The organism is Pseudomonas haemolytica (genome assembly GCF_009659625.1).
GTDB lineage: Bacteria > Pseudomonadota > Gammaproteobacteria > Pseudomonadales > Pseudomonadaceae > Aquipseudomonas > Aquipseudomonas haemolytica.
In genome coordinates, this window is the sequence record NZ_VOIW01000002.1 from 432079 (window position 1) to 451239 (window position 19161).

General features: G+C 52.3%; 18 protein-coding genes. 12 read left to right on the forward strand and 6 right to left on the reverse strand.

Going from position 1 to position 19161, the window contains the following annotated elements; genetic code table 11:
- Nucleotides 1–158 precede the first annotated feature (158 nt).
- From aqpZ to FRT59_RS08145, 3 genes are all read right to left on the reverse strand, one after another.
- Nucleotides 159–851 (reverse strand): aquaporin Z, encoded by a 693-nt coding sequence (aqpZ, locus tag FRT59_RS08135; protein ID WP_153837975.1) that lies wholly within the window; start codon nucleotides 849–851, stop codon nucleotides 159–161.
- Nucleotides 852–1082: 231 nt separating this feature from the next.
- The gene (locus FRT59_RS08140; RefSeq protein ID WP_153837976.1) at nucleotides 1083–1346 is read right to left on the reverse strand and encodes a DUF7709 family protein; all 264 of its coding nucleotides are present in this window, start codon (nucleotides 1344–1346) and stop codon (nucleotides 1083–1085) included.
- A gap of 179 nt (nucleotides 1347–1525) precedes the next feature.
- Nucleotides 1526–1723 carry a hypothetical protein gene (locus FRT59_RS08145; protein WP_034120549.1) on the reverse strand — a complete coding sequence of 66 codons (198 nt, stop codon included), beginning with the start codon at nucleotides 1721–1723 and terminating at the stop codon, nucleotides 1526–1528.
- Between the two features lie 511 nt (nucleotides 1724–2234).
- Between FRT59_RS08145 and FRT59_RS26960 the strand changes: the two genes are divergently transcribed.
- The 3 genes from FRT59_RS26960 (at nucleotide 2235) to FRT59_RS08155 (ending at nucleotide 5269) form a co-directional block, all read left to right on the forward strand.
- Nucleotides 2235–2471, forward strand: coding sequence for a hypothetical protein (locus FRT59_RS26960; RefSeq protein ID WP_167524255.1), 237 nt, complete (start codon nucleotides 2235–2237; stop codon nucleotides 2469–2471).
- A gap of 377 nt (nucleotides 2472–2848) precedes the next feature.
- Nucleotides 2849–4180, forward strand: a complete 1332-nt coding sequence (locus tag FRT59_RS08150) for a site-specific integrase (RefSeq protein ID WP_126588273.1) — start codon at nucleotides 2849–2851, stop codon at nucleotides 4178–4180.
- A gap of 60 nt (nucleotides 4181–4240) precedes the next feature.
- On the forward strand, nucleotides 4241–5269 hold the full coding sequence (locus FRT59_RS08155) for a hypothetical protein (RefSeq protein ID WP_153870899.1): 1029 nt from the start codon (nucleotides 4241–4243) through the stop codon (nucleotides 5267–5269).
- A gap of 22 nt (nucleotides 5270–5291) precedes the next feature.
- Here the strand turns inward: FRT59_RS08155 and FRT59_RS27430 are convergent, their stop codons facing one another.
- The 3 genes from FRT59_RS27430 to FRT59_RS08170 all read right to left on the reverse strand — a co-directional run bounded on the left by FRT59_RS27430 (nucleotide 5292) and on the right by FRT59_RS08170 (nucleotide 8477).
- Nucleotides 5292–6392, reverse strand: a complete 1101-nt coding sequence (locus tag FRT59_RS27430; protein ID WP_153870900.1) for a YagK/YfjJ domain-containing protein — start codon at nucleotides 6390–6392, stop codon at nucleotides 5292–5294.
- A 327-nt stretch (nucleotides 6393–6719) separates the two neighbouring features.
- Nucleotides 6720–8177, reverse strand: coding sequence for a YfjI family protein (locus FRT59_RS08165; protein ID WP_153870901.1), 1458 nt, complete (start codon nucleotides 8175–8177; stop codon nucleotides 6720–6722).
- 30 nt (nucleotides 8178–8207) lie between these two features.
- On the reverse strand, nucleotides 8208–8477 hold the full coding sequence (locus tag FRT59_RS08170; RefSeq protein WP_332875330.1) for a helix-turn-helix transcriptional regulator: 270 nt from the start codon (nucleotides 8475–8477) through the stop codon (nucleotides 8208–8210).
- A gap of 374 nt (nucleotides 8478–8851) precedes the next feature.
- On the opposite strand from FRT59_RS08170, the gene FRT59_RS08175 reads away from it, so the two are divergent.
- The 9 genes from FRT59_RS08175 to brxC all read left to right on the forward strand — a co-directional run bounded on the left by FRT59_RS08175 (nucleotide 8852) and on the right by brxC (nucleotide 19159).
- Entirely contained in the window at nucleotides 8852–9181 is a 330-nt protein-coding gene (locus tag FRT59_RS08175) for a hypothetical protein (protein WP_153870902.1), read from the forward strand.
- A gap of 72 nt (nucleotides 9182–9253) precedes the next feature.
- A complete protein-coding gene (locus tag FRT59_RS08180; RefSeq protein ID WP_153870903.1) occupies nucleotides 9254–10222 on the forward strand; it encodes a DUF932 domain-containing protein in 969 nt (322 codons plus the stop codon).
- Between the two features lie 113 nt (nucleotides 10223–10335).
- Nucleotides 10336–11340 carry a YqaJ viral recombinase family nuclease gene (locus tag FRT59_RS08185; RefSeq protein WP_153870904.1) on the forward strand — a complete coding sequence of 335 codons (1005 nt, stop codon included), beginning with the start codon at nucleotides 10336–10338 and terminating at the stop codon, nucleotides 11338–11340.
- Between the two features lie 106 nt (nucleotides 11341–11446).
- Entirely contained in the window at nucleotides 11447–12373 is a 927-nt protein-coding gene (locus tag FRT59_RS08190) for a recombination directionality factor (RefSeq protein ID WP_153330408.1), read from the forward strand.
- A gap of 47 nt (nucleotides 12374–12420) precedes the next feature.
- Nucleotides 12421–12918 carry a RadC family protein gene (gene radC, locus FRT59_RS08195; RefSeq protein WP_153870905.1) on the forward strand — a complete coding sequence of 166 codons (498 nt, stop codon included), beginning with the start codon at nucleotides 12421–12423 and terminating at the stop codon, nucleotides 12916–12918.
- Between the two features lie 469 nt (nucleotides 12919–13387).
- Nucleotides 13388–14257 carry a BrxR family helix-turn-helix transcriptional regulator gene (locus FRT59_RS08200; RefSeq protein ID WP_153870906.1) on the forward strand — a complete coding sequence of 290 codons (870 nt, stop codon included), beginning with the start codon at nucleotides 13388–13390 and terminating at the stop codon, nucleotides 14255–14257.
- A gap of 2 nt (nucleotides 14258–14259) precedes the next feature.
- On the forward strand, nucleotides 14260–14871 hold the full coding sequence (locus FRT59_RS08205; protein WP_153870907.1) for a DUF1819 family protein: 612 nt from the start codon (nucleotides 14260–14262) through the stop codon (nucleotides 14869–14871).
- 22 nt (nucleotides 14872–14893) lie between these two features.
- Nucleotides 14894–15469 carry a DUF1788 domain-containing protein gene (locus FRT59_RS08210; RefSeq protein ID WP_153330401.1) on the forward strand — a complete coding sequence of 192 codons (576 nt, stop codon included), beginning with the start codon at nucleotides 14894–14896 and terminating at the stop codon, nucleotides 15467–15469.
- Between the two features lie 18 nt (nucleotides 15470–15487).
- A complete protein-coding gene (gene brxC / locus FRT59_RS08215; protein WP_169918237.1) occupies nucleotides 15488–19159 on the forward strand; it encodes a BREX system P-loop protein BrxC in 3672 nt (1223 codons plus the stop codon).
- The last annotated feature ends 2 nt before the right edge of the window (nucleotides 19160–19161 follow it).

Consider the following 19161-nt stretch of genomic DNA (forward strand, 5'->3'; position numbering starts at 1 on the left):
CATTAGTTCGCCACGCCGCAGTCGGAGTTAACTGGGTTAATCGACTGGAAGTTCTAGTGCTAGTTCCGGGATGAGGGGTAATAATATGAAATACTGTACTGCGACTTAAGTGAAGAGGGGGCAGATTTGGCTTCGCCCCCTCCTTTGGGAAAAACCGCTTACCGCTTTGTCGCCAATACAAAACGGTGCACAAGCCCACCAAACACGCCGCCCAGTAAAGGCACCAACCAGAATACCCACAACTGGGAAACCGCCCAACCACCCTGGAAAACTGCCACGCCCGTACTGCGCGCCGGGTTAACCGATGTATTGCTCACTGGAATACTGATCAGATGGATCAACACCAAAGCGAGCCCGATAGCAAGCGGCGCAAAACCTGCCGGTGCCTTTTTATCGGTAACGCCCAGGATAATCAGCAAGAAGAACGCAGTGAGTACAAACTCGGTGACAACGACTGATAGAAATGAAAAGCCAGCGGGTGAATGCTCGCCATAACCATTGGTAGCAAAACCGGCTGACACGTCAAACCCTGGCTTGCCGCTTGCGATCAAATACAACACCCCGGCAGCTGCAATAGCGCCAAGCACCTGCGTGACGATATAGGGCGCCACTTCCTTACAGCCGATGCGCCCGCCAGCCAATAAACCAAGGGTCACAGCCGGGTTGAAATGCCCCCCGGAAATATGACCGACCGCGTAGGCCATGGTTAATACCGTCAAGCCAAATGCCAATGCCACCCCTACAAAACCAATACCCAGCTCAGGGAATGCAGCAGCCAGCACGGCACTGCCACAACCGCCCAGTACCAGCCAGAACGTGCCCAAGAACTCGGCGGCAAGACGCTTTATCATCAGGAAACTCCTTATCAGGCTCAAAGAGGCCGAGCCTAACAAGCGAGTATCGGGGCTGGATGTGGGAAATTTCCTCAGTAAAACCGACTAACCAAAAGCTGTGCCCGTCGTGCAGGATGCTTTCGAAGAAAAAGCATGCATTCCAGACATGAAAAAGCCCCGGCAATGCCGAGGCCTGATGAATATGTTTGGTATTTCTATCGAATCACTTCTGCGCGGCGTGATTTGCCGTTACTGAGGTACGCCCGCCTTGGCGATCAACTCACGCAACCGGAAATCCTTAGGTTCAAACACATCGAGGAGCCCGATCGCCTTCAGAGCGGGTAGAGATTGAATAATTTCTCGCTCCGCTAGCAGTTGATCATCCTTGCTCGCCGTCGAATCACTCCAAACGCGTACGTTTGCCAAAAAGGCACCGACCGTCCCCTTACGTACGGTCACTCCGTCAAATGTTGCTTCGTTTGTGTCGTCGGCAAGAACGTCTTCGGCACGCATATCAATCTCCGCAGTTGGGCTGCTGTTACGTCTGCGACTTTCGCAGGAGAGCCATGCCGACAATAGCGCACTTATTTCGCGCTGGCATTTAAATGAAATTCAAGCCATATCCTGCCGGGCCCTACCACTGAAACCAGAGCAAACCCGGCGCCTGGCCGGGTTCGTTGATCGACAAGTCTTCAGTTGTCAGGGTGCTCGCTCGCTACTGAATCGGCAGCGTCTACGTCCGACATATCTTCCTCCAGAGGTGCCTCGTCGTCCGGTGGCGACGGGATGTTATCTTCATCACGCTTTGGATCATGACCTGTCTCGTTGTCCGTGCCGCGCGTTACTGCCTGCTGTGAAATATTGCCTGGGGCGTTCTCGTTGATTTCCATGCTGGCTCTCCGTTCTCACGCCCGGGATATCCGCGCTTAAAGATGGGAGTCGGCTGGTCGCAGTGAGTGCCGAGTAGTGGACGAACGGCGAAAAGCCAAAAGCCCGGTCGAGTGCCGAGGCTCGTAAAGTGTTACACATCAGGTTCGAGCCAAAAGCTGCAGCTAGGCGGGCGGGACACTTTCGATATACTCGGTAGATAACCGGAGTAAACAGGAATGGACCCCAGATGAAATACCTAGCGATCCTCATAGCTTTTGCAACTCTCGGCGCTTGTTCGGCGTACAGCCCCGGACAAAGCGACCCTGACATCAGGGTTGGCGGCTTCCAAATCAGCTGCGATGCAGTGCCGGCAAATCAGCCTGGCTGCTATTCGGCACCACCTTCTAAGAAACCTTCAGAGAAAATCAACTTGCAGCCTGATAGAAGCTGACTCCATAGAGCCGAACTAAACGAGGCTTTCTCTAGGAAATAAATAGCCCGCTCACCGACGCCATCAAGAAATCCCTATCGATGCTTGGCTTCAGCGCCTACGAGATCGAACGCCTGGCCGAACTCAAACGGATCAAGTCCGACAGCGTGTCGCAGATCAGCGAATACTGGCGCCGCAACATGGAAGCTGACAACAACAAGCGATCAAACGGCCGCTGTTCACCATTATTCTGGCAATGGGCAGTGGGCGGGCACACCTGTACAAGAAAGCGGGAAAGGATGGACAGAAGATCGCAGGCCATGCGAGCGAGGGCATGACCAGAAACTACCAGCGAGACTACAAGTAAATCAGATGGCCCGAGGCAATTACGGACCTAAATATCAGTGAAATCACCAGGTAGTTTTGCGCAGCCACAAAAAAGCCGATCTACCTGATCGGCTTAAGTGTCTGATTTTACTCAGGAATAATGGTCGGGACGGAGTGATTCGAACACTCGACCCCTAGCACCCCATAAAGGTGAACCGTAATCCAAGCCAGTCTTAATAAATCCAACAAAATCACCTAAAGCACTGTATTCATTGGATCATTACAGTTTACACAGTCCAACCGCTTCCGATAGCATTCTACCAAAGCCAGCGAGAAACGGTGACCCAACGGTGACCATCTGGAGCCTGGCCTTTCTGGGGAAGCGAAAGTGGCGACGATCACCGACAAACAGATGAACGCAAAACCAGCCAAACCTACCTGGCTGATCGAGGATGCTCCTCGCGGCTGCGGCCGATTCATGGCACGTCTTCGCCCAGATGGCGAGCGCCTGTTTTACTTCAGGTATACCGACACCAGCGGTGGAAGGGTGTTTCTGCCCATAGGTGCATATGACGCCACTGGCACTGATGGGCTTACCCTTAAGGAAGCAAGAACTAAAGCTGGAGAGTGGTCACGCCTCTACCAAAGTGGAACTCGCAACTTACGTGAACATCTGGATGCCGAGGAAGCTGCCCGTATCGCAGCCCGAGATGGTGAATTGGCACGACTCACCGCCGAGAAAGCAGAAGCCGAAGCCGAGCAAGCTCGCCAGGCGGCACGCAAGACTGTTACCGACCTATTCGAGCACTGGGCTAGGGTTGATCTCATCAACCGCAAGGACAAGGGTGCAGAGGCTCGTCGGATGTTTGAAAAGGACGTTCTGCCCTTCTTGGGCGACTTGGCTGTCGCTGATGTGAAAAAGGGTCATATCACCGAGGTGACAGATGCCCTCCTCGCTCGCGGTGTAAACCGTATGGCCAAGATGGTTTTTTCGCTTATGCGCCAAATGTTCCGCTTTGCCGTAGACCGCGACCTGATCGAGCACGATCCCAGCGCCAGTATTCGAAAAGCTAAGATAGGTGGCAAAGACACCGAGCGCGATCGAGTGCTGAGTGATGATGAAATCAAGCTGCTTGCTAAGAAAGCCCCTGATGCGGGGCTGCAGGTCACCACCGAAGCTGCAATCTGGATTGCCCTATCGACCTGCTGTCGAATTGGTGAGCTCCTGAGCGCACGATGGGAGCATATCGATCTAGAGCAAAGCACTTGGCTGATTCCGTCCGAACATAGTAAAAACGGTAAACCGCACAGCATCATCCTTTCAGACTTTGCCATTAGCCACTTCAAGCGCGTAAAGCAGATTAATAGCCTGTCACCTTGGTGCTACCCGAACACCTACATAACTGACCACGTATGCCCTAAAACGGTAACCAAGCAGCTGGGCGATCGCCAGCGCCTTCCGGAACAAGGCTCCATGAGCCGACGTAGCGCAAAAGCCCAAGCACTATTGCTACCAGGCGGAAAGTGGACGCCTCACGACCTGCGGCGTACAGGCGCGACGATTATGACTGCTATTGGCGTACTTCCTGAAGTGGCTGAACGTTGCCTCAACCACACAGAGGAAAACAAGGTAAAACGCACTTATCAGCGTCATAGCTATGCTAAAGAAATGGCGGAGGCTTGGGAGGTTCTCGGCAAACATTTATCCAGCCTGATATAGACAGCCACTCCAACAGCCCTGAGAAATGACTAGCACCGCTAAACAAGGACACGATTAAAAATGAAAAACAAAGGGCTTATTATATCAGCAACTGAATTTCTTGAGGAGCACAACATCTCCGAAAGTGAATTCAAAGACAGAATTGAAAAGCTGCAGATCCCCCTTCTATGCCGCTGCCCAAGAACGGTTGCAGTTCATGTATCCGGCTCGGCTATCATTCTAAATGACAATGAGCCCAGAACAGCAAAAAGCCTATCAAAGCAGCATAAAGGTACGCCTTTTTGCGCAGATCACGATTATCACTCAAAAGTAGATTTAGACATAAAGTTTCTTTCGATAAGCGCCACCGACTGGGAAAAAATAGTAAATTATGGCGAACTTTCAAAATGCGACTTCAATCTCTACGCTTTTCATGAAAGCGGAAAAGGCCTCGCGAAAGTATCGGCACGCGAGCTGTTAAATACAAGCTTAAAGCCACTTCCAGCCCTGATAATAGACGCAGCTTTCTTTATCACCTCAAGAAATTCACCCGACAAACTGGAAGAAATAATAATTAGAGAAGCCGACGTAATCATGAGAACAGAGGATTCAAAAAGAATCCTAGAAACAAATACAGAAAACAACAAAGATAGCAAAAAATCCGAACAGCACTATTGGGAGTCCAACAAGCTTTTCGAATTAAATAGAACCGCTGAAAAATTCATTCCCGAGATAAATATCACCTCAGAAGATGAGCGAAAAGAGCTTATCGAAATGATAAAAAAACATCTAAAGGAAAAGTGCAACTACAAGGGGAAAGACTTACTCGAACAAGCCGCTTTCGCAATACTACCAAACGAGCATTACCGTAAAATAAAATCAACAAAGATGCCAGCTGACAAAGCTTTAAGCCAATACCCAGAACACGCATCAACCGCACTAATTCTCATCAACGAAGCAGCAAAACACTTCTGGAACGCGAGTCAAGAAACAACTCAAAAAGTTCAAACTAAAAGAACAGTCATGAAAACAGAACTAGAAAGTTCAGACTGGGGATTCACGGCAAGGTTAGCTGGCGCTGCAGCTACCATCATCAACCTAAAAACCTAAGACCAATAAGCCATAGGCGTGTCTAGCCGGCGATGCGAGGAACTGCCTGAGCAGGCCCGCGGGCCCTGGGGCGCCCTCTCTTCACAGACTTCAGCTTTGGCATATTTCCTCTGAAAAATGATCTACCACTTTCAGGGGATAGCCGTATCCAATAGTCCACCTTGGTCAGGTAGGACGCCACCCTATTCTTCAAAGCACTTACCCTGTCCAACTGATTAAAACTGATCATGCCTATTCCAAGATATCTATATTTATCCTTGACTGCATTACAATTAAAATAGCGTCCTGCTCCTGCCGTAATTGAGTCTCGCCAATACTCACCAACCATTCTAGCCAGAACCCCATCCTGACGATGATTCGATCCATTATAGAAAAGTAACAAATGAAAGTGAAACCCCTTTAGCTGACCATACTCCAGCTTACAAGCAAAGCCTAACAACCCATCAACTGGAATGCCCTTGTGTAGATCTTTCTGCATTTTTGCCCAATGTACCTTTACCTTTTCAACATCGCCATAAAAATCCTCACGACCACTTACAAAGCCTGACTGATAAGACAAATCAACACGCACAACAAGCATCCTAGAGTGCTTGGCAAAAAGAGCGTCTATATAACCTTCCAAGCTGTTAACTCGCTTAAAGGACGCTTTACGGAATCGTTTCAAAACGGCTTTAAAAGCATCACTAGTCAGCTCCAACCGCACAAACTCTACGAGATCATTCATTCTAACTAAAAAAGCCTCAGCGGCTCCATTGCGTAAATCCCGCCAGGCTCTGAGCAAATGAAGTTCTTCGACTCGATCAACACATTTGAAAAAAACCTCCACATATGGGTTAACTTCATGAGAAGGAAAGTACGATTCAAACACCCCCTTCCTCCTCTTCAGTTTGTCAACAAAATAGCGACCAAGCCTCTCAGCCTTAACCTTCACCCCGTGACGTTGATGAGTATAAGAAGAGAACAAAAAGCCCTTACTATCAGTAAGCTCACACATTAATTTCTCAATAGAACGCAACTCCAACACCAAGCTTTCCTCTACCCTTAAAATAGGAAGCCCTCCGACTTCCTCAACCATTAGATCTAACGCCCCTCCATTATCAATCCAATCAACTTCATCTATCACTCACTGATTCCTCAAGAAGCCAGCAGCATGGCTTTGGGGAGCCATGCTGCTGACAAATGATCAGTTGACATCACCACCGCCAACTATTGCATCATCAACTTAATTGATCAATCAATCAAATATCAAACAACTGATTTAATTAAACTTAACAACCACACTACAAACCTAACAACCTAATTAAATAGTAATACATAATCAAGCAATAACCACCTTGAACATGCTTCCTATCAAACCTAGACAAACAAACCAACACAACTCGTAAACACCTAACGCTAAATATCAAAAACAACTCAAAAAGTTAGTACCCCGAAAAGAGACTGGCATCATCTACACACCACCCTGCCAAGGACAGAGATCAACATAAATAGTTTTGTCCCCAGGATAATTCAAAATCCGGATAGCACTGTTATTTACCAGTCGCAAAAGAACATGCTCAAGAGCAGCTTTCTTTCTAAACTTCCCAGGCCCGCATTGCAAAATATAATTTTTTTTAACAAAACGCTTACCCACCTTACGAAAACTATCCAGCCAGCAATTTAATTCCTGCTCTTCATCGTTCTCTTTAGAGTTCTCCCCAAACAACTTTATAAAATCATTGGAGTACCATTTAGCAAGATCCGTTGCCGCCTGCAAGGTTGACATCGAAATATCACCCTCAAACCCTTCAAAACAATGAAGCAATGCAGCCAACCTAGAAATAACCTCAACTAACTTTGAACCATGATCACCTAGCCCATACAGTATTCCACCTGCACACATCCTTGACTCAATATCATTCGCAATCTCCACCCAAAGCCGAGCCGCTTCGGAGTCGAATCCGATCACTTCTTTTTCTTTTTTATTTCCTCTGAAACAAATAAGACCCATCTCAAGAAAGTGCTCCAACCGCGAAGCAAATTGTGTTTGATGATACCAGGACGGTACCTGAGTGCTTACATATCTAGTCCCCTGTGTTGAAGCCGGGCGACAGATTAGAAAGCGCGCCCACAAACCAGATCCCCTAGACACCCCGCCTTTATGAGCCATGTACTTCGAAAATACGCTCTCCTGGACCATAAGAGAGACTGTCAGCCGTGCGCCAACAAGTTTAAAGCTTTCCGCCGTCTTACGATCAATTGTGATTGAGTCACCACTCCAAATCGCATTTTGCTTTGAAAGGTCATTAAAGGCGCGCCCTTCTAAAACACCTCCACCTTCACTTGAAATCAAACCGGCCGCAGGTAAATTTTCGTACATCCCATGAAACAAAGCCTCAGAGGTTGAGTCCTCATACAGGATCTTAAATTCTTTTGGCTTAGCTGGAGCTTCTTTCTCTAAAGCCAATAGAACCTTCTCCTCTTCGTCAGCAGAAAGCCCTTTTGATGCTTTTTTCGTAATCGCTTTTAATACTCCGTTACGTCGAACCATCCAGGTATCGTACTTAACTTTCCACACCGACTGACTCTCCTTCACCTCCTCGCCCTGTTTAGCCTGAAAGACCCTGATCGGCTTCAAAAAAACATTCTCAACCGTTGACTTCCTTTCACCCGAGTCAGCAATAGCCAGAAGCATCAGAGAGGTTGGAGCGACCTGGCCATTGGGTTTACGAACATCTACAAGGCCCTGCAAGACAACAGAGATTGCAGTTAGGGCCGCATTTTGAATCAATCCCCGCGGAGCCTGAATATTAGCTTGAGCCTCATTTATTGCAGCATCCAACAAGGGAAATTGTGACAAACTCGGATATGAATCATCTCCGAAATTAGACTTTTTTGCATTTTGCTGCCTAAAAAAATTAAAATACATGGATCACCAAAAATATACAAAAAATCAATATTAAACAGCCATTGCAGATATAATAGCCGCCATTGAGCCATGACTCTGCCTAGACAGCTTCACACACTCCTCCACCCACGAATTTATTTCGCTCTCAATCCAACGCACAGATGTTTTCCCAACACGTATCTGCTTTGGGAATTTCGCATCATAATGACAAGAGGCCACGTTTAGTTTGTTATAGATAGTTGACCTAGAAAGACCCGTACGTTTTAAAACATCTCTCAAGCGAAGCATAACCAACGCTTCTGATTTTTCATTAAACATCATTGCACCCTTTAGGACTGGACGAGGCAATCCTATAAGCAGCAACTCAAATATCAAAGAACGTGAGCGTAACGCTTGCTAACGTTACACCTTAGAACATGCCACTTTGACAGCAATTCTGTCCCGCCCCCTCAAAATAGAATTTCTCTCCCCTTAGCCAGTACTATTCCAGCTATTAATAGCAAAAATAGCTGCCCCTAACGCCAAACCTCACATTCAGATACCGCCCACAACGTCCCTCGCGGGGACGCTGTTTCGGCAAGCCTCATTCAAAAAAATCTCAGACCTATATCACCCAGATGAACGCTCAACGATGAGCGCGTCATTCAGCATTTCTGCGTGATACGTGGACTCAGTAAACAGAGAGGAATTCTTTTATGTATACGCCTTGCCCAAGCTGCAACTCTGGACGTGTGGTTACTAAAAATGTGGGTAAACAAGCGGGTGGTTTGATTGGCGCAGCAGGAGGTGCGGCCAGTGGGGCCGCTGGAGCCCTGTCGGGAGCGGAAGCCGGGGCCGTATTAGGAGTGATCGGTGGGCCGGTCGGGATCGCCATTGGCAGTATTGCCGGGGCTCTGCTCGGTGGATTGCTTGGGGGCGTTGCTGGCGGGATAGCCGGAGCCACGCTGGGTGAACAAATGGATGACAAGGTGCTGAACAACTATCAATGCCTGAACTGCGGTTACAGCTTCAGCGTCAACCACTAAGTCGTTGTAAACAGGCGTCGTGCCCCACTGGAACGGCGCCGCCCCCCCCTTTATTCGCAAGGAAAAACTCCCATGGCGCACCTGATCGAACAAATGGCTTATGTAGGCGCAACTCCCTGGCATGGTCTGGGCAGTCGCCTTTCAGAGAAGCAACCGCTGGAAATCTGGCAACGCGAAGCCGGCATGGATTGGAAGATTCAAGAAAGCCCTGTTCACTTCAAGGCCGACAGCATCGGCCCACTGGGTACCATCCACTCGTTCCCGGAACAAAAAGTGCTGTACCGCTCCGATACCAAGGCACCGCTCTCCGTCGTGTCCAACCGCTACCAAATCGTACAACCGCGTGAAGTCCTGGAATTCTATCGGGATCTCACCGAAGTTTCGGGCTACGAGCTGGAGACCGCTGGCGTGCTGAAGGGTGGCCGCAAGTTTTGGGCCTTGGCACGCACCGGTCAAACGACCGAGTTGAAGGGCAACGATCAGGTCAACGGCTATCTGTTATTGGCGACGTCCTGTGACGGAACACTGGCCACCACCGCCACCCCGACCACGGTAAGAGTGGTCTGCAACAACACCCTGACCATCGCTCTTGATGGTACGACCCGTGCGATCAAAGTGCCTCATAACACCCGCTTTGATCCGCAGGTGGTGAAGAAGCAGTTAGGTATCGCCGTCTCGCAATGGGACGCCTTTATGCACCGGATGCGCATGCTGTCTGAACGCAAGGTTCAGTGGCATGAGGCCATGGGCTTTTTCATGAGCGTGCTGTGTGATGCCAGCCCGAACAGTCCGCTACCAGCAGTACTTCCCAACGAACGGGCGCTGCGCAAGGTGCAGAGCTTGTATGAAGGTCAGGGGCGCGGATCAACACTGGAGTCAGCTCAAGGAACTGCGTGGGGATTGCTCAACGCAGTAACGGAGTACGTCGATCACGAACGCAGGGCTCGTAGTAACGAGTACCGCATGGACTCTGCCTGGTTTGGTCAAGGTGCACAGATCAAGCAACGGGCGCTGGAGGCTGCGCTACAACTTGCAGCTTAGCCCCAGTTTTCGCTGTCTTCATCAACCTCACCACCTTCTCATTCTTCTCACTCCTTAAAACGCCTGGTCAGCCTCGTGCTGGTCGGGCGTTTTTTATGCCTCAGGAAATGATCATGAGCACTCAATCGCTGCAACAACCCAGCAGCAAACCCCGTCCTGCCTTACGCCTGGTGGGGACTAAACAACTGCCGCGTGAGGACTGGCTGGCCGTGCGCAAGCAAGGCATCGGCAGTTCGGATGCTGCCGCTGCCGTCGGGCTTAACCCGTACAAATCCCAGCTGGAGCTGTGGCTGGAGAAAACTGGACGTGATACCTCATTGCCCAAGCTCGATCCGCAGGACGAGGAAAGTCCGGCTTACTGGGGCAACATCCTGGAGCCAATTGTCGCAACACACTACACCCGACGCAGTGGACATCGGGTCCGCCGGGTCAATGCGGTGCTGCAGCATCCTGATCCAAAACTGGCCTGGATGCTGGCCAATATCGACCGTGAGGTGATCGGCGCGTCAGAAGTGCAGATCCTTGAATGCAAAACCGCCGGCATAAATGGCGCACGCCTCTGGAAAGAGGGCGTGCCGGAGTATGTGCAGTTACAAGTCATGCACCAGCTCGCCGTCACCGGCAAGCAGGCCGCTGATGTGGCGGTACTGCTCGGTGGTCAGCACCTGGAAATCCATCGTATCGAACGCGACGATTCACTGATTGCTCGGCTGATCGACCTGGAGCGGCTGTTCTGGGATTACGTCGTCAGTGATACCCCGCCGCCAGCAGACGGCTCTGCCTCGGCGGAGCAAGCGTTGCGCTGTCTATATCCACAGGACAATGGGCAAAGCCTGGACTTTAGCCAGGATACGCTGCTCTGTACGACCTTTACCGAACTGCAGAACGTGCGCGAATCGATTGCTCTGCAGGAGAAGCAGGAAGCTCAGCTCAAGCAAACGTTGCAACAGGCCATGGGCGATGCCAGTCGGGCGACCTTCGCAACCGGCTGCGTCACTTGGAAGAAAGCCAAAGACAGCGTGGCCCTGGACATCCCCCGCCTGCTGAAAGAAAAGCCCCATCTGCAAGTGCGCTACTCGACCACCAAAACCGGCAGTCGGCGTTTTCTACTGGCCTGAACGTTTGTTCGCTCCTCCCTTATTCCCATGCCCTTTCTCTCCAAAGCCACCCTGGCCGTTTGCGCGGTCTCGGTGGCGTTTTTATTTCAGATACAGGAGAACCCTCATGCTCAAAGGTTTAGCCATCACCCCTCCGGTACTCGGGCGTATTTCCATCGGCAAGGTCGTCGAAAAGAACGGCAAGCGTCTGCCGGAGAAAGACGACCAGTTCACCCTAACCTCTCAGGTACAGAACCGCGACGGCTGGTTATTGCATCCCCTTAACGAAGAACTGCGCAATGGCCAGGACGGCAAGCTGCGCAGCATTCCCATTCGGTTGCTGTTCAACGAGCCAGACCTCAACTTTCGGGCTGACTACAGCCTGTTCGACCGTACTACAGGACGACCACTGTGCGTCGGCAATGGAGAGATCTGCAAGCGTTTGACCAAGGACGGCATCCAGTCGTTGCCCTGCCCGTCACCGGATGGCTGTTCACTGGCTCAAGGCAATGCCTGCAAGCCTTACGGCCGGCTGAACGTGGTGATTGGCGATGACGATCCTCTGGGCAGTTTTGTCTTTCGCACCACGGGCTACAACAGCATCCGCACCCTGGCAGCGCGCCTGCATTATCTGCAAGCCATCTCCGGCAATCGCCTGGCCTGCCTGCCACTGGAGTTGCGTCTACGCGGTAAATCCACCCGTCAGAGCCATGGCACACCGATCTTCTATGTGGACATCACGGTGCGCAGCGGGCTGAGCCTAGAAGACGCCTTGCTGGAAGCCAAGCAACTGGAGGAAACCCGGCAAGCCGCAGGTTTTGATCAGACCGCCTTGGATCACGCGGCACAACAGGGCTTTAGCAACGGAGCCTTTGAAGACAGTGATGAGGACACCGGAGCCATCGTCGAGGAGTTCTTCCCCGCAGCTGAAGATCAGACCAGCAAGGCAGAAGCCGCCCCCAAACCAGCGGCCTCTGCCAAAACCTCACTGGTACAAAAGCTGGAATCCAAATCCCTCCAAAGCGGCAGTGATCACTCTGCTCGCGCCCACTGATCACACGTCCAACCTGACCCAATGTCTTCCAATTCAAGAGAATCCCCATGAAATATCACAAACTCAAAGCTGGTGAAACGACCGGTACCTACGTCATGGAATCACCAGTCACCGAGGCCGACATCCTGCAGATGGCGCAACAACTGGCAATGAGTCGTCTGTCTAAAGGCCGGGCATTGACTGAGCCGAAGCAGGTCTTCAGCCACCTGCAAACACTGCTGCAGTACCACGAGTACGAAGTCTTTGCTTTGCTATTGCTCGACACCAAACATCGGGTTATAGGCTTCAGGGAGCTATTCCGAGGCACCCTGGATGGTGCCAGCGTGTACCCGCGAGAAGTGATCAAGATCGCTCTAGAGCACAACGCTGCGGCCGTAATTATGGTTCACAACCATCCTTCTGGAGATCCCGAACCCAGCCAAGCAGATCGCACGCTGACCACAACCCTCAAGAACGCTCTGAACATGGTCGGCACCCGAATATTGGACCATGTCGTCGTGGGCCATGAAGGTTGCGTATCGTTGGCTGAACGGGGTTATCTCTAGCCGATTCCGCATAGAAGGTTGTCCCTGGCATCACCAGGGGCAACCTTCAGGACGGGAAACCTTTTATTTTTTGCCCTGGAGAGACTACGCAGCCAGCCGAGAATGCCGGATCGGCAGCTGTTATCGGGACTATCGACAGGTTTCATCACCTGACCGATGTTCCTGGTCGGCGGTTGATGGTACGCCCTTTAGCAGTCAACTGGAGTCGATTGGCCTTGCGCAACGCCCCTCCGGAACTCGCTACGAAAGATGTCCCCGCAAGCGCGGCAGCCAGTAAAGAAAGGGGGCTGCAGGCCTTAAGAATTGCGCTCGTTAAAAATAGATCGACGCTATTTTCACGCATCGGACGCCGACGCTATCAGCAATCCACGCGAAATCACTCAGAACGCAAAAAACTTTACAGTAAATAAATTTACACTGGCGCCTCGTATCAGGCATCATCTGGACCAGCTCACATTCAGGAATGCCAATGCCGCTCCCCAAACACGAAGCCCTCCTCAGGCTACGCGCGATAGAGCTAATCAGCTATTGGGAGGGTCGCCTGGTCACCACTCAGTTGATGACATGGTTTGGCATCAGCCGCCAGCAAGCTTCTTCCGACATCAATCGCTATAACAGCGAATTCAATCCAGGCTCGCTAATTCACAGCCCTGCAGTTAAAGGCTATGTCCCGACGGCTGGCTTTCAGCCCGTACTGAGCGCTGGGCGCATCAATGAGTACATGACACTCATCGGCGAGCAATCTGATCAGCCCGTGTCTGAAGTTTTGGAAGCTCACCCCAGCGTCACTACTGTCCAACTTCCAGATCGTGCAGCCCGCCCTGAAGTGGTTCGCGAGTTAATCAGAGCCTGCCGCAATGCCGGCAGCCTGAAAGTGCTCTACGCCTCCATGTCCAACCCGCAAATTCATGAACGTGTGATTTCACCTCACACACTCGTTTATACGGGCTTCCGCTGGCACGTTCGCGCTTGGTGCCATAAGCGCCTGGCCTTCCGCGACTTTTTACTCTCACGTATCTACCGAACGCCAAAATCGTGCGTCGCTCATGCCCCCTTACCGTGTACAGACAGTGGCTGGCACGACCAAGTCAACCTGACACTGATCCCTAATGAACTACTTAGCGATGCCCAAAAGTCTTTGGTTGAACGCGATTTTGGTATGCCAGAAGGCCGTCTGCAACTGACCGTTCGCACAGCACTTGCCCACTACACCCTTCAACGTTATCAGGCTGCCATCACCTCGGAAGAAGCTGAGCGAGTACACGAGCATCCATTGCAATTGCTTCCAGCTGATCGCGCCAAGCTAACTCCCTTCCGCTTTAGCAGTGATGGGGAATAGACATGCATAGCTTCCATTACGACTCTGACTTAATCGGCGGCTCGTTGCAGGTGCGTGAATCACGCATCGTTGCAGACCTGCTGCTGAAGGACGCCAGCCCTGAGCAATGGCATGAGGCCATACAGCAACAGAACCGGCTGCAGAAACGCGCACCTGCCTCGGCCAAGCGTGTGGCTCACGCCATCCGCAAGCGACTGGAGCGACTGGATGCCCCTTTCTGGAAGGCGATTCGAGATGGAGATGATGAACTCGCCACCCAAGTGGTTTTCTGCTCGGCCTTGGAGCGCAACCTGCTCCTCGTCGAATTCATCGAGACCGTCCTCAAAGACGCTTTCGTCACCCGCGCCGGCGTGCTAGAGCCCTACCACTGGAATGAGTTTCTGGATGAACGCAGCCATCGAGATTCGACCATCACCACCTGGACGGAGTCCAGCCGTAAGAAGATGGCGCAGGTCGTCTATCGCATGCTGGCCGAGGTCGGCCTGTTGAAAAGCACCCGCAACATGAAACTACAAAAACTGATGATTCGGTCAGAGGTCCGCGTATTGCTGGATGACAGCTACCGCTATCGCATAAAAGCCTGTTTGGAAGTATCCAATGCCACCGGACAGTAGGCGTGGAATAAGGAGTGTTCGCATGAATCAGCAACTGCAGGATCGGCTAAACCAGATCCCAGACAAGATCCTCACCGAAGAGTTCTTGAAGAGCCAAGGATTGGGCAATGAGCTCGGTTTCTGGATCTTCGACTATGCCCCCGAGGATGAGCTGCAGGTGCGCGAATACCTCAGTTTTCTGCAGGGCTTCCTTGCCAAGAAGCACAGTCAGCTCAAAGTGGCTCATATCAATCTGCTGCAGGCTATGCGCGAGTATCTGGATCAACGCAGCTTCACTGAAAAAGCCATTCAGATGCAGCAAACCAAAGGTGACCTCGCGTTGCTCAAGGCGCTATCCGGACCGTTGCATATGGATAAATTCGCGCCCTTCCTAATGGAACACAGCGACGCCGATCAACACGACGTGGTGCTAATCAGTGGCGTTGGCTCAGTTTGGCCGGTTCTTCGCGCCCACAACCTTCTCAACAAGCTACACGCGCTGCTTGGCCACAAGCCTCTGGTTCTTTTTTACCCCGGTCATTACTCAGGGCAGTCACTCGCCTTGTTCGACCGCATTCCCAGCAACAACTACTACCGCGCCTTCAAGCTGGTTCCCTGATAAATAAGGACGATTGCCGTGAGCATTAAAGATATTTTCTTCAAGGAACTCGATCGCCCGATCAACGGCGTGGTTAAGGCGGATCAGTCCGACGACGCAACCGTGCACCAAGAGCTGGATGAGTACGTTGTCACCAACGAGCTGGAAAAACACTTCCGCAGCTTCTTCGAGTCCTACAGTACTGACTTGAACGATCCCTCCATCGCCAACCGCGTGGGCGTATGGATCAGCGGTTTCTTCGGCTCGGGTAAGTCGCACTTCCTCAAGACCTTGTCATACCTGCTGGCCAACATCGAAGCGCGCGACGACCAGGGCAATGCCCGCAAGGCTGTTTCGTTCTTTGATGCGAGTAAACTGCGTGATGCCACCATCCGTGCCGACATCGACAAGGCCGTTGCCAACAGTGCCGATGTCATCTTGTTTAACATCGACAGCAAAGCCAGCTCCAACGATGCCGGCAACCCGATCCTCAATGTCTTCCTACGGGTGTTCAACGAGCATCAAGGCTTCAGTGGCGACCATCCCCACATCGCCCACATGGAGCGTCACCTAGCCCAGCGCGGCGCCTATGAGCGATTCAAGCAAGCCTTTAATGAGTCCACTGGGATGGACTGGACTGAGGAACGTGATGGCTATCAGTTCTACCAGGATGACATTGAGCAAGCGGTAGCCGCAGCCCTCGACCTATCTGCTGAGGCTGCGCACAAATGGTTCGAAGACTCCGAACAAACGTTCAGCGTCTCGGTCGAAAACTTCTGCAACTGGGTGCGCGAATACCTCGACACCCAGCCAGCCAAACACCGCGTGCTGTTTCTGGTGGACGAAGTCGGTCAGTTCATCGGCAGCGACACCAAACTGATGCTGACCCTACAGACCATCACCGAAAACCTCGGCACCATCTGCAAAGGCCGCGCCTGGATCATCGTCACCTCTCAAGCCGATATGGATGCCGTACTGGGCGAGCTGTCCGCCTCCAAGGCCAACGACTTCTCGAAAATTGCCGGGCGCTTCAAAACCCGACTTTCACTGTCCAGCTCCAACACTGACGAGGTCATCCAGAAGCGTCTGCTGCGTAAAACACCGGAAGCTGAAGCCGAGCTGCGCGCCCTCTGGGAACAGAAAGGCGACATCCTGCGCAACCAGATCACCTTCGACCGCTCCGGCCCGACCCTGAAGAACTTCGATGGTCCGGAAAGCTTCATCAGCAACTACCCCTTTGCGCCGTACCACTTCCAGCTGGTGCAAAAGGTTTTCGAGGAAATCCGTAAGGTCGGTGCCACCGGAGCGCACCTGGCCTACGGAGAGCGTTCCATGCTCGATGCCTTCCAGATGGCAGCTATGGCCATTGCGGAGAAACCGCTCGGCGCGCTGATTCCCATGTACAGCTTCTACCGCGCCGTCGAAGGCTTCCTCGATACAGCCGTCAAGCGCACCATCGACCAAGCGGGCGAAAGCAGCGTCCTCGACGCCTTCGACGTACAGATACTGCGCACCCTGTTCATGATCCGCTATGTCGACTTGATCAAGGGCACCCTCGACAACCTCGTCACCCTCTCCATTGAACAGGTCGACGAAGACAAACTAGCGCTACGTCGCCGCATCGAAGAAACCCTCCAGCGCCTTGAAAAGGAAAGCCTGATCACCCGCAACGGTGACGAATTTGTCTTCCTCACAAACGAGGAACGCGACATCACCCGCAAGATCAAGGCCACAGAGATCGCCGGTTCAGAAGAGAACAAGGCACTGTCGGACCTGATCTACAAAGACCTGCTCAAGGACAAGAACAAGTTCCGCTACAGCGTCAACAAGACCGACTACAGTATCGGTCGCTACCTCGACGGCCACAGCCTGGAAGGCCGTTACGAGCACGACCTCCGTACCGAAGTGATCTCGCCACTGGATCTCGACTACACCCTCTATGGCGAAGCCGGCTGCATCAATAAAAGCAACGAAGCTCCTGCCGGCATGGCACTGTTCAAATTACCCGATAGCAAGGATTTCTTCACCGAGCTGCGCACCTGGCTGAAGACCAACAAGTTCATCCGCCTCAACGACGACGGCAGCCAGCCTGAGCTGAGCAAGATCCTCGCCGAACGAGGTCGCGAAAACCAAGAGCGTAAAAAGCGCCTGCGCTTGCTACTTGAAGAGCTGGCCGAGCGCGCAGAGGTCTATGCACAAGGGCAGCACCTGAAGCTCAAAAGCAACAATATTGTTAGCAAGTTCGACGAGGTGTGCCAGTACCTCCTTGAAAACACCTTCACCAAATTAGGCTACTTGCGAGTATTACAGCAGGAGCCCGAGCGTGAACTCCACGCCATTCTGCACACTAACGACATCGGCCAACTCGGCCTGACCCTCGACGGTGATGAAGGCAATCCGCAGGCCATCAAGGAAGTTGAACAATTCATCTCACTGCGCGCCTCCGGCAACGAACGTTTGCTGGTCGCAGACATCATCGAGCGTTTCAGTAAGCGCCCCTATGGCTGGCCGGACGGAGAGATCCTGCTGGTCCTCGGTCGCCTGGCCGCTTCCAGCCGTATTTCGTTCCACGCCGCGGGCCCCAGTATGCCGCTGCCGGACGCCTTCGAGTACCTCACCAACAGCCGTAAGCGCCGTGAAGTCTCGGTGCAAAAGAAGCGCCAGACCGACGAAGGACTGCTCAAGCAAGCACGTAATCTGACCCAGGAGCTGTTCAACGCCCTTGGCCCAGCAGGCGAGAAGGAGTTGTTTGAGTATTACTGCGTGCATTTCGGCAGCTGGCGCACCAACCTGGAAAAATACAAAGCAACGGTTAGCGCCGGGCGCTTCCCTGGCAAAGAGTCCATAGAACAGGCCTTGCTCGGCCTGCAGCGCCTGCTGAGCAACACTGATAGCGTCGACTTTTTCAAGGCCGTGGTCGACAACAAGGATGACTTGCTGGATCTGGAAGAGGACTACCGGGATCTACACGAGTTCTTCACCAACCAGTTGCATACCTGGCAGCAGCTGCAGCTGGCCTTGCGTCGTTTCGACAAGAACAAACCAGCGCTTGATAAAGACGAGAAAGCCCGCAAAGCGCTGGCCGAGCTGAAAGCCATTGAGCAGAACACCACGCCCTACGGTCAGCTGCACCAGGTCGCCACACTGGTTGAAACAGTAGAAACCATTAACGCCGCCATCTTGGCTGAAAAGCGTCAACATGCCCTGGCCCGTGTCGACGAGAAAATCGCCCAATTACAGTCCGAGATTGCCAAAAGCGGTATCGAAACCGCTGAGCTGAGTAACCGCTTACTGCGTCCCTTGCAACTGGTCAAGGCGGACCTAGAGACCGAAACCAGCATCGCCAACATCTACATGCTGCAAACCCAGAGCGCTGACGAACGCCTGAACGACGGCGTGTTCGATCTGGAGCGCGCCATTCAGGCCGAGGTTGAACGCTTGCAGAAGCTTCAGGAAGAGCAGGCCAAGGCCGCACAGGCAGCCAACACAGCTAACGGCGTCAAGGAAGACCGAGCGCCTGCCCTGGTGCCAACCTCCAAACCTGTAGCGCCGCCCAAACCGGTGGTCGAGGTGGCAGCGACCAGTGTGTTCAACAAACTAGGGAACGGCTTGTATCTAGAAAGCCAGAGCGATATCGACCGCTTTATCGACGTCCTCAAGGTAGAGCTGGAAAGTGCGGTTAAGCAAAACAAACGCGTTCGTATTCGCTGACC